Source organism: Pseudoalteromonas sp. THAF3 (assembly GCF_009363775.1).
GTDB lineage: Bacteria > Pseudomonadota > Gammaproteobacteria > Enterobacterales > Alteromonadaceae > Pseudoalteromonas > Pseudoalteromonas ruthenica.
Window position 1 is genome coordinate 1,269,216 of the sequence record NZ_CP045418.1, and the last position, 11,653, is coordinate 1,280,868.

Sequence of the window (11,653 nt, forward strand, 5' to 3'; positions counted from 1 at the left end):
CGCCGGCTAAATATAGCAGCGTACGCAGAGGGGGTAAATTATTATAGATAGTCAGAGCACTCGGCTAGTACATTGAAGGGATTGTAAATATTTGCCGTTCGTCCATACTGAAAAACACCCTTTACGGTATCAAGGAACACAAGATGATGTGGTTAGTTTTATTAATCATCGTAGCTGTGATCGTTATTTTCGCAGTACGAGATATTCGCATGAGCATTGTTACTCGACCAGTTTTCAAGTGGTTTAAACAAGCATTACCGCCGCTGTCTGCGACAGAGCGAGATGCCATGGAAGCGGGCGATATCTGGTGGGATGGGGAGCTCTTTCGCGGCAACCCCGATTGGCACCAATTGCACCAGTATGCAACCTCACAGTTAAGTGCTGAAGAACGTGAGTTTATTGATAACCAAGTCGTTGAGCTGTGCGCCATGCTTGATGATGAAACCATTACCGCACAACAGGACATGCCAGAGTCCGTGTGGCAGTACCTAAAGGATGAGGGGTTTTTCGCCCTAATTATTCCCAAAGAGCACGGTGGTCATGACTTCTCGGCATTGGCCAACTCAACCATTGTTGCCAAAATTGCCAGTAAAAGCCTAAGTGCTGCGGTGACTGTCATGGTGCCCAATAGCTTAGGGCCCGCTGAGCTTCTGCTTCATTATGGCACCTTGTCACAACAACAACAGTGGTTACCTAAGCTTGCCAAAGGCGAAGCGCTGCCATGTTTTGCCTTAACCGGTCCAGAAGCAGGTTCGGATGCCGGCGCCATTCCAGATACTGGGGTTGTATGCAAAGGCGAATTTGCCGGTAAGGAAGTGCTGGGTTTGCGTCTAAACTGGTCAAAACGCTATATCACCTTGGCACCGCGCGCGACAGTATTGGGCTTGGCCTTTAAAATGTTCGACCCCGACGGATTATTAGGAACAACAAAAAATATCGGTATTACCTGTGCATTGATCCCCACCGACCACCCTGGAGTACGCACTGGCGACAGACATAAACCCATGAATATGGGCTTTTTAAATGGCACCACAGAAGGGAAAGATGTCTTCATTCCACTTGAGTGGATTATCGGTGGTGAAGTGCAAGCAGGCAACGGTTGGCGCATGCTAGTGGAATGTTTAAGTGCTGGGCGCGGTATTTCATTGCCAGCGTTGAGCACGGCAACCGGGCACTTGAGTGCGCGCACCAGTGGCGCTTACGCGGCGCTAAGGCAACAATTTGGTGTCGCGATTGGCGAATTTGAGGGAATACAAGAAGCCCTCGCTCGCATCGGCGGATTAACCTACCAATTAGAAGCTACGCGGGTCTTGACCGCAACGGCGATAGACCAAAAATTAAGCCCATCGGTGATCACCGCCATCGCTAAGTATCATATGACCGAGATGGGCCGCCAAGTGATCAACGATGCCTTGGATATACACGCCGGCAAGGGCATTCAAATGGGCCCCAATAATTATCTCGCCCATTGTTATATGGGCACACCGGTATCGATCACCGTAGAGGGAGCCAATATTCTTACCCGGAACCTGATGATTTTTGGGCAAGGCGCGATCCGCTGCCACCCCTATGTGATTGATGAAATGGTTGCTGCAGGGCTTGATGATGAAGAGAAAGGGGTGCGTGAGTTTGATCCGCTGCTTTGCCAGCATATGTTATACAGTGCTGGCAATGGCGTTATGTCGTTTGTGCATGCGCTCAGTGGTAGTTATTTTGCCAAGGCGCCCGTTGGTGGAGCGACAGCCAAATACTACCGCTATCTAGGGCGCTTCTCTAGAGCACTGGCATTTTGTGCCGATATTGCCATGCTCCGTTTCGGGGGCGACTTAAAACGCCGGGAAATGCTGTCGGCTCGTTTGGGTGATGTGCTCAGCCACTTGTACCTCGCCTCTGCAGTACTTAAGCGCTACCAAGATGAGGGCCATCAACATGCAGATTTGCCATTTGTACAATACAGTGTTGAGCGCAGCCTTTATCTGTGCGCCAAAGCCTTTGATGAATTTATCTACAACCTAGGAAGCTGGCCCCTGTCGTTGGCCGTTCGTGCCGTGGTACTGCCGCTGGGCAATCATTTTAAAATGCCTAAGGATGAGGTCGCTAAGCAAGTTGCGCAGCATATGACTCGCAGTGGCGTGGTACGTGAGCGCCTCACGCATTTATGTGTGGTTGATGACAGCAATGGTACAGCGGTGCTGGATAAAGCTTTAGAAGCGCAACAACATGCAGCTCAAGGATATCGTGAGGTTCATAAGTTGCGTAAAAAAGGAGAGATTCAAGGGCTGACGATGATGCAGCTAATTGAAGATGCACGGGCTAAGAATAAGCTTAGCGCTGAGCAAAGCGAGCAACTGATTGCGGCTGAGTCACTAAGGCAAGAGGTCATCGCTGTGGATGTCTTTGCCGCACAAGAGTTTGAGTGATTAGAGACAATAAAAGGCCGCAAAAGCGGCCTTTTTTACTAACGACCGTAAGGGTCGGGGACAATCTCACTCACCAGCCAATCACCGCGTTCGCGGATCATCTTCACACTGCGCATATCATCGACTTGGTTGCCATGAAAGTGCCCGGTGAATACTAAATTGATGGTAGCGCGGTCACCGTATTGTTGGCGAACACTCATCTCGGTACGGTCTAACTCAATGGTGACCTGATCATATTGTAAATTAACTAGGTTACGGGTGAATTGTGATGCCGTACCGTAGGAGCGCATAATACGCGCTAATTTGGGGGTCGCATATTGTGTGGCGCGCTCAAGATTATCGTGGTTGTACAACGCATAGAAGTACTGAGTTGCCACGTAGCCCGGAGAGTTAGGATCGCCTGTAATATCATCGTCGTTTTGGCCGCAGGCAGTCAATAAAAGTATCAGAGCAAGAAGTAAAGTACGTTTCATTCCACTGTATTTAATAAAGGCTATACACTGGAATAAAGTGTGAGGGGCAATTGAAAATATGTAAAGAAAAAGGCGCTAAAGCGCCTTTTTTTCAGAATAAAGAATGGCTATTGGCTTTACTGCTCAAGTTCCTGATCACTGAACTCACCAGCAAACAACGGACTTGAAAGGTAGCGCTCGGCAGAGCTTGGCAGAATAACCACGAAGTTTTTATCAGCATTCTCTGGCTTTTCAGCAAGACGCTTAGCAGCGACCACAGCAGCACCTGATGAAATACCGGCTAAGATTCCTTCGTTTTTCATTAGTTCATGTGCCATAGCGATGGCGTCATCATTACTGACTTGTTCAACCCCATCTAATAACTCTAAATCTAGGTTACCGGGAATAAAACCAGCACCAATACCTTGAATTTTATGGGGGCCCGGCTTGACCTCTTGACCTGCCATTGTTTGGCTGATCACTGGAGAATCCGTTGGCTCAACAGCAATAGATTGCACATTTAAGCCTTTCTCTTGCTTAAGATAGCGGCTCACGCCGGTGATAGTACCGCCAGTACCGACACCAGCAATGAAGAAGTCGACTTTACCATCGAGTGCATCAAAGATCTCAGGACCCGTTGTCTCGAAGTGAATTTTCGGGTTAGCTGGGTTTTCAAACTGCTGTAACAGAATGTATTTATCAGGATCGCTGTCATGAATTTCTTTGGCTTTCTCAATCGCGCCTTTCATGCCTTTAGGGCCTTCGGTGAGCACTAAATTAGCACCTAGCGCTTTGAGTAGCTTACGACGCTCCAAACTCATGCTGTTGGGCATGGTCAAAGTCAACTTATAACCTCGAGAGGCCGCAACGAAAGCGAGGGCAATTCCGGTATTTCCTGATGTTGGCTCGATAAGCTCTTTATTTTTGGTCAGTTGTCCTGATTTTTCCGCTTCCCAAATCATTGAAGCACCAATGCGGCACTTGACGCTGAAGCTTGGGTTGCGAGCTTCTACTTTGGCATAAACATTACCACCGGTAACACGGTTAAGTTTTACTAACGGGGTGTTACCAATGGATAGGGAGTTATCTTCGTAAATCTTTGACATATTCAATACCTAACGGGTTTGTCGCTGTATACCCTCACTTTACTCACTGTTTATGAAAACTAAAGGAAAGATTGGCTATATGATATAGCCAATCAGTTATAACGGAGAGGTATATAAATGCAGTTTCTTATATCACAAAATCCAAGCGTAACTGAATTTTGCAAACAGTGTTCGATTATCTTTTTCCAGCCGTGATAAGTCATCGTCCTGGTAGCCACTGTCTGAGTAACCTACAAACACCACGGACTGTGGATTGAGCTTATAAGAGTAGAGTAGCTGGGTGCTCAATACTCGATAGCGCGCATCCACTTCTTTAACGTAGCTACTGGGCTCGCGCTCGATGTCGGTATAAATCATGGTTAAACGCAAAAAACTACGTAAATTAAATTGATAGGTTAAACGCAAGTCACTTAAATTAGCGCTGAAGATGTCCTCACCTGAGCGACGTTGCAAGTCCTCGTAGGTGTGGCGCAAGCGCAGCGCTAGATGCGAATTGATATTGTAATTCACAGTGGGGCGAATACGCACAAACTCACCCAAACGGTTATTGGCCAAATCAACCTTATTACCTTGCGTTACATCAATATCAGCAACAACACCGGCGCTGGGTTTGATGGACGCAAAGAGGTTTATTTCGTTTTCGTTGAAGCGCGCACTATTACCGTCGATTGCTAAGGATGATGGATCGGCTCGTAACCCACGCCGCTCTCGACTAATGGTGCCAAGCTCTAGATAACTTTGCCAGGGGCCATCAAGTGAAACAAAGCTTTGCGCCTCTTTTTCTATTAACTCGCCTGCTTGGTTGTGGGTGATATCCCAATCCGCATACCATCGGGCGCGATTCCACCATGCGTCTTGCTCGGCGTACCAACGGTATTCACCACCGGTGGTAAACTTGTTGAAGTCAGTTTCACTAAGAAAGCCTAAATCCGCACGCAGTCCACGGCTGCGCTTATGATAATTACCAAACAGGCTGTAGTATTTGGTGTCTCTATCCAAGCTTAAATAATACCCATAGCCATCATAGTGGCGCTCGTTCACACGTAGCAAAGCTTCCGAATAACTGCAGTCATAGCGGCTATCACAAGGTTGTGCGGGTGGCGCTTGGCAAGGTTCATCGGCATCACATAATTGCTCAATGAAGTCCTCACTATAGTCACTTTGCGATGCCAGAGCTTGCACCACCAAGGTGGTGAAGTCGTCAAACCGATATTTACTATCGATGCTCAGCACTTCGTTGTGATAATCGTCACTGCGTCTGAACGTCGAACTGGCACCCAGGGAAAACGCACTGCTGATATCGTAACGATAGCGCAGCGCGCCGGCTTGTGAATGTTGCTCTAAACTCACAACTCGTGAACCTAAATTACCCGGTATAAGCACATTGGTTTGCTCATCGTTACTAATAAATGCGGCCACGGTGTGGCCATTCTTGCTTCCGGTTAGTTTCGCTCCTGCGCCAGGCGCGGCGATATTCCGGGTATAAATTAAGTTTAAATTCGAAGCAAAATAGTCGGCATTGTCTAAAAAGAAGCTGCGCTTTTCTGGGAAGAATAAGCTAAAGCTTTCATTGACGTTGAGCTGTGCAACATCGGCCTCTACTTGTGAGAAGTCGGGGTTAACAGTGGCGTTGAGCGTTAAATCTGGGGTGATCCCCCATTTCAGGTCTAAGCTTGGCTCAATGTTATTGTCTTTTTGCCAAGGCTTTAGGGTCGCGCCATTGATGTCGCGTTGTTGCTGTTGGTTAAGCACCAAGGAGGGGACAACGGTGAGGTTACTGCTTTGTTCGGCATTAGCAAAACCGTTCACTTGCGGCATTTGGCATATCCAGCAGTGATTACCATGGTCCAATTGCATACTTGAGAGGCGAAGGCGCTCATTTCGTGGATAAAAGCGCACTAACTCCATGGTCATGGCTTGGCTGCGTGGTGCGTCATCGAAGTTGAACATACGCATAGGTAAGGCTATTTCCACCTGGTATCCTTGAGCGGTGATATGGCCTGCGCTATCCCAAATGCCATCCCAGGCACTGTTTTCAGTTTTACTCAACTCATTTTCGATAGAGTCTTGTTGAACTCCAAGTGGATTGACAAAAAACTGATAGGCCAGCTTGGCACTGCCATAGGTGTCCAGTTTTATCCCTACTAAGTCATCATCCCAAGCGCTATCACGATCGCGATAAAAGGCACGAATTTCCTCTGGGTGAGGGTCCTCGGCGATAAACCCTAAATAGAGGGTATCGTCATTTTCATAAATCAGCGCGGTGGTACTCACCGGTGATGGTTTATTTTCATAGGGCCAAGTGATGTTATTTACACTGATGCGCTTAGCCTGTTGCCATTGCGGCTCATCCAAGCGACCATCAATAGTGGCTGTATCAGCGAAGTAGGGGATATTGAGTGCCGGCTGTGCCGTCTCAGCCAATACAATAAAGGGAGTAACGGCCATGGCTAAAACAGCAAGGCGACCTGCGAGAAAACGAGACAAAAGCACAACATGTCCAAGTGATGATTCTTGATGGCGCTGTTGTAACAAGTTAGCAGGGTGTAAACAAAATATATTCGTTCAGTTGCGATTCAGCGCGATAAACCGCACAGGTGCTCAATGATTAGACACTTAGCTTTGTGCTCAGCGGTTTTTCCATACATTGATGGCAAAAAATGTTAAAACAGGTGGCATTATTCATTACTGCTAAACCATCATGAAACTAATACTTAAATTGGTTGCTGGCATTGTCCTTGGAATGCTAATCGGCGCCTTTGCACCGGAGGCCGTAGCACGCGCTTTGTATACTGCCAAAGTGCTTATCGGCGAGCTGATAGGCTTTACCATTCCACTTATTATTTTATTTTTTATTTGTTCAGGCATCGCTGGGCTACCCAAAGGGGCGAATCATTTACTTGGCCGCACAGTGGGGTTTGCTTATGGTTCGACGGTGGTAGCAGGGACCTTGGCAATCATTGTTATGACTTGGGCCGCCCCTTATATAAGTGGTTCAATCAACTTTCATGGTGGTGAAGAATCGGCTCTGAGCAGCTTTATTGATATAGAGATACCGCCGTTGATGGGGGTGATGAGTGCATTAGTGGCGGCATTCGCCTTTGGTATCGGTATCAGTCAGCGTCAGCTGACACAACTACAACAAGTGGTTGATCAAGGGAAAGAAGTGATTGACGGGTTACTCTCTAAAGTCATCATCCCAGCGTTACCATTTTATATTGCCGGGGTGTTCGCTGACATGACCGTTGCCGGCACCGTAGCCTCAACGTTGCAAACTTTTGCCGTTGTCCTTGCCATCGCTCTGGTTATGCACTGGGTATGGCTAAGTGTGCTGTACATCGGCACCGGATTATTATTGGGGCGCTCACCTTGGATGTTATTAAAGAATATGTTGCCTGCTTATTTAACCGCGCTTGGTACGATGTCCAGTGCCGCGACCATCCCGGTATCGCTCAAAGCCAGTAAAGATAATGGCGTGAAAGAACACATTGCTAATTTCAGTGTACCGCTGTGCGCGACCATCCACCTCTCTGGCTCGACTATTACCATCGTCACCTGTGCCATGGCGGTGATGGCATTATCACCGACAATGGCGATAGGGAGCTTGACGGAAATGCTGCCATTTGTACTAATGTTAGGTATAGTGATGATCGCAGCCCCTGGAGCACCGGGCGGTGCGGTTATGTCGGCACTGGGGCTATTAACCAGTATGCTTGGGTTCACTGATGCAGCAATTGCATTAATGATCGCATTGTATTTGGCTCAAGATAGCTTTGGCACGGCCTGTAATGTGACCGGTGATGGTATCATAGCATTGTGGGTTGACCGTTTTTCTGATAAAACAAGTGCTTGATTTAGGGTGTAAGAATAATACGTGTAGTTATTGTACAAAACAGCTGTAACTACACGTGTATAAAGAGGGTTTTCCTGTTGATTAATGTACTGCTAGTAGATGACCATGAACTGGTGCGTACCGGGATAAAGCGCATCCTTGATGATGTTCGCGGTTTTAAGGTTATCGGTGAAGCAAAAACTGGTGAAGAGGCGGTGCAGTTCTGCCGTCAAAATGAGCCAGACATCGTACTAATGGACATGAATATGCCGGGCATTGGCGGTCTTGAGGCCACGAAGAAGATCTGCCGTTACTGTCCTGATGTTAAAGTGATTGTGCTCACTGTTCATTGCGAAGACCCTTTCCCTAGTAAAGTCATGCAAATTGGCGCTCACGGTTACCTCACCAAAGGGGCAGGCCCTGAAGAAGTGGTTAATGCGATTCGCGCAGTGAACTCCGGTCAACGCTATATTGCGCCACAAATTGCTCAGCAAATTGCGTTGGCGCAGTTCAGTGGTCGTACCGACGAAAACCCATTTCAAACTCTCTCAGATCGCGAACTGCAAATTATGCTGATGATTACGCGAGGCGAAAAGGTGCAAAGCATCGCCGACCGATTAAATCTGAGCTCAAAAACGGTCAACAGCTATCGCTATCGTATATTCGAAAAACTGGCTGTGAACGGCGACGTAGAACTTACGCACTTAGCCATTCGCCATAAAATGATAGATATTGATAGCGACCACTGATCCTGGCTATGAGTTTTGCTGCCGACCAGTTTTTAAAAACGGTCTCTGAAGAACCCGGCGTATATCGCATGCTAGATAGTGAGCAGCAAGTGATATACGTAGGTAAAGCGAAAAACCTTAAAAAGCGCCTTTCAAGCTATTTTCGTAAAACGGGCCTCGATGCTAAAACGCAAGTATTGGTGCGTAATATTGATGATATCAATGTAACGCTGACCAATACTGAAACCGAGGCCTTGCTATTAGAAAATAATCTGATCAAGAAGTATCAGCCACGCTACAATATTTTACTTCGCGATGATAAGTCCTACCCGTACATTTTATTGACTAAGCATCAACACCCTAGATTAGCTTTCCATCGCGGTGCGCGCAAAATCAAGGGTGAATACTTTGGTCCCTTTCCAAGTGCTGGCGCAGTTTCTGAAAGTTTGCGTTTGATGCAAAAGTTGTTTCCCGTACGTCAATGTGAAGACAGCTACTACAAAGCACGAAGCCGTCCTTGTTTGCAGTACCAACTTAAACGCTGCAGTGCGCCCTGTGTTGGCAAAGTCAGTGATGAAGAGTACAGCGCCCAAGTAGACTACGTACGTAAGTTTCTCGGTGGCAAATCTCATGAGGTAATAAGCTCATTAGTGGCTAAAATGGAACACGCCAGTGAGCAACTCGCCTTTGAAAAAGCCGCCAAGTACCGTGACCAAATCCAGCTGTTACGTAAAGTACAAGAGCAGCAGTCAGTGTCCGGAAAGCACGCTGAGCTAGATGCCCTTGGTTATTGTCGCCGTAATGGCATGGTTGCGGTGCATATTCTCATGGTGCGCGATCACAAAGTGATGGGCAGCAAAACGTTGTACCCCAAAGTGCCAAAAGACTCCAGCGATGACGAAATTTTAACGTCTTTTATTGCCCAGTATTATTGTGCGCCAGGAGCGACTGGACGTATCGCGAAAGAATTGGTGCTGCCTTTTGCAATTGATGAGCAGCAACCGTTGAGCAATGCTTTGAGTGAGCTTAAAAGCACACAAGTAAAGCTCAATACAGTGCATCGTGGTGAACGTGCTCAGTATCTGCAGTTAGCGAACAAAAATGCCGACTCTAGCTTAGAAGTGCAGCAAAGCACGCAAGATGCTATCAATAAACGCTACGCACTACTTAAAGAGGCGCTACACCTTGATGATATCGCTCGTATGGAGTGTTTCGATATCAGCCACACCATGGGTGAGAACACGGTGGCATCATGCGTGGTGTTTGACCGTCAAGGGCCCAATAAGAGTGAATATAGACGTTTTAATGTCACCGGCATTACCCCAGGTGATGATTATGCCGCGATGGCCTTTGCACTCAATAAACGGTATGGCAAGCTGACTGACGAGAGCAAGATCCCGGATGTCATTTTTATTGACGGTGGTAAGGGACAATTGAACCAAGCCGTGGCGTTTTTTAGCGATTGGCCGTTTGCAAAAATGCCCTTGCTTGTCGGTGTTGCTAAAGGCACTAGCCGAAAGCCAGGTTTAGAAACGTTATTGATTGATGCCGGGCGAAAAACCGTATCTCTTGGCAGTGATTCACCGGCGTTGCATCTTATTCAACATATTCGTGATGAATCACACCGTTTTGCCATTGCTGGACACCGCAACAAGCGTCAGAAGCAGCGTAATCAATCAGTGCTTGAGGAAATTGGTGGTGTAGGGCAAAAGCGTCGCCAAGCTCTGCTAAAATACCTCGGTGGTATGCAAGGCGTGAAAAGCGCGACAATTGAGCAGCTCAGCCAAGCGCCAGGGATCAGTCCCGCGATGGCGGAAAAGATATTTAACCATTTGCATGACAAGGCATAGCCCTTCGTGCGAATATTACTGAAAAGAAAACGCTAAGAACGCCTAGTAGTTATGTGGAACATTCCCAATACCCTAACAGCCTTTAGGTTGTGTTTAATCCCAATTTTTTTATTTATCTTCTATCTACCAAATCAATGGGCGTTTTTCGCAGCAGCATTTGTATTTTGGCTAGCGTCGATCACCGATATCCTTGACGGCTATCTAGCTCGGCGTTTAAATCAGTCGACGCCGTTCGGTGCCTTTTTAGACCCTGTTGCCGATAAAGTAATGGTCAGTGCAGCCCTGGTGGTGTTAGTTGGCCACTATCAAAGTGCGTGGATGACCGTACCGGCGTTGATTATTATCGGCCGCGAAATAGTGATCTCGGCTTTAAGAGAGTGGATGGCGGAGCAGGGTAAGCGTGGTGAGGTAGCGGTATCCCAACTTGGTAAGGTGAAAACAGCGGCGCAAATGCTCGCCATTATTGGCCTGATTTGGCAATTTCAGCCTTGGATGGTGACCCTGAGTTATATTCTATTATACATAGCGACTATTCTGACCTTTGGCTCTATGGTGCAGTATCTCATGGCTGCGCGCCATAGCTTCTTCGCTAAAGAAGGCTAAATGTATAATAACACGCCGTTTTAGATAAAAATTAAGCAAACGATTCAAAACCCATATTTTTTGTATTGACGCGTTTAATAATCTCTGTAGAATGCGTCGGTGTTGAGAGGGCGCTAGCCCAGCACTGCTTTAACTAAACGTTATAAACAGTGTTCAATGATGCGAGTATAGCTCAGCTGGTAGAGCGCAACCTTGCCAAGGTTGAGGTCACGAGTTCGAACCTCGTTACTCGCTCCAATCATTGATGGCGGAATGGCAGAGTGGCCATGCAGCGGATTGCAAATCCGTCTACCTCGGTTCGACTCCGGGTTCCGCCTCCATATCTCAACGTTTCCACACGCGTATAGCAACCCGAGCCCGGGTGGTGGAATTGGTAGACACAAGGGATTTAAAATCCCTCGATCGTAAGATCGTGCCGGTTCAAGTCCGGCCCCGGGCACCATCTCAAAAATGCTATGTAAATCAGCGTCTTAAAGAACCCCCTCGAAGGGGTTTTTTTGTTCCCATAATGTCCCACCCGTGGGAGCGTTGCCTCTAAGTTGTGCCTTTCCCTTATCAAGACCCCGATCTCGATGCCTTCCCCTGTGCCTTAACCCAAAAGAACACCCTTAAAAATTTTTTTTATTTTCTCCTTGATTAATCCCACGCGTGGGCGTATAAAG

The 11,653-nt window shown here is 47.4% G+C and carries 8 protein-coding genes and 3 tRNA genes; 8 read left to right on the forward strand and 3 right to left on the reverse strand.

Translation table 11 applies throughout. From position 1 onward, the window contains the following. Nucleotides 1–146: 146 nt before the first annotated feature. Entirely contained in the window at nucleotides 147–2,420 is a 2,274-nt protein-coding gene (locus FIU82_RS05805; protein WP_130147953.1) for an acyl-CoA dehydrogenase, read from the forward strand. A gap of 38 nt (nucleotides 2,421–2,458) precedes the next feature. On the opposite strand, the gene FIU82_RS05810 is transcribed toward FIU82_RS05805, so the two are convergent. From FIU82_RS05810 to FIU82_RS05820, 3 genes are all read right to left on the reverse strand, one after another. Continuing rightward, nucleotides 2,459–2,893: a hypothetical protein gene (locus tag FIU82_RS05810; RefSeq protein ID WP_022944544.1), complete on the reverse strand. Its 435-nt coding sequence runs from the start codon at nucleotides 2,891–2,893 to the stop codon at nucleotides 2,459–2,461. Nucleotides 2,894–3,009: 116 nt separating this feature from the next. Further along, nucleotides 3,010–3,978, reverse strand: a complete 969-nt coding sequence (gene cysK / locus FIU82_RS05815; RefSeq protein ID WP_138509808.1) for a cysteine synthase A — start codon at nucleotides 3,976–3,978, stop codon at nucleotides 3,010–3,012. 132 nt (nucleotides 3,979–4,110) lie between these two features. Continuing rightward, nucleotides 4,111–6,471, reverse strand: a complete 2,361-nt coding sequence (locus tag FIU82_RS05820) for a carbohydrate binding family 9 domain-containing protein (RefSeq protein WP_253946348.1) — start codon at nucleotides 6,469–6,471, stop codon at nucleotides 4,111–4,113. A 208-nt stretch (nucleotides 6,472–6,679) separates the two neighbouring features. On the opposite strand from FIU82_RS05820, the gene FIU82_RS05825 reads away from it, so the two are divergent. From FIU82_RS05825 to FIU82_RS05855, 7 genes are all read left to right on the forward strand, one after another. Further along, on the forward strand, nucleotides 6,680–7,831 hold the full coding sequence (locus tag FIU82_RS05825) for a dicarboxylate/amino acid:cation symporter (RefSeq protein ID WP_022944541.1): 1,152 nt from the start codon (nucleotides 6,680–6,682) through the stop codon (nucleotides 7,829–7,831). A gap of 77 nt (nucleotides 7,832–7,908) precedes the next feature. Next, entirely contained in the window at nucleotides 7,909–8,559 is a 651-nt protein-coding gene (uvrY, locus tag FIU82_RS05830) for a UvrY/SirA/GacA family response regulator transcription factor (protein WP_022944540.1), read from the forward strand. A gap of 8 nt (nucleotides 8,560–8,567) precedes the next feature. After that, nucleotides 8,568–10,388, forward strand: coding sequence for an excinuclease ABC subunit UvrC (gene uvrC / locus FIU82_RS05835; RefSeq protein WP_152440559.1), 1,821 nt, complete (start codon nucleotides 8,568–8,570; stop codon nucleotides 10,386–10,388). Nucleotides 10,389–10,439: 51 nt separating this feature from the next. Further along, nucleotides 10,440–10,991 (forward strand): CDP-diacylglycerol--glycerol-3-phosphate 3-phosphatidyltransferase, encoded by a 552-nt coding sequence (gene pgsA / locus FIU82_RS05840; protein ID WP_152440560.1) that lies wholly within the window; start codon nucleotides 10,440–10,442, stop codon nucleotides 10,989–10,991. A gap of 161 nt (nucleotides 10,992–11,152) precedes the next feature. Beyond that, nucleotides 11,153–11,228, forward strand: a tRNA-Gly gene (locus FIU82_RS05845). Between the two features lie 9 nt (nucleotides 11,229–11,237). Further along, nucleotides 11,238–11,311, forward strand: a tRNA-Cys gene (locus FIU82_RS05850). A 35-nt stretch (nucleotides 11,312–11,346) separates the two neighbouring features. After that, nucleotides 11,347–11,433, forward strand: a tRNA-Leu gene (locus FIU82_RS05855). The last annotated feature ends 220 nt before the right edge of the window (nucleotides 11,434–11,653 follow it).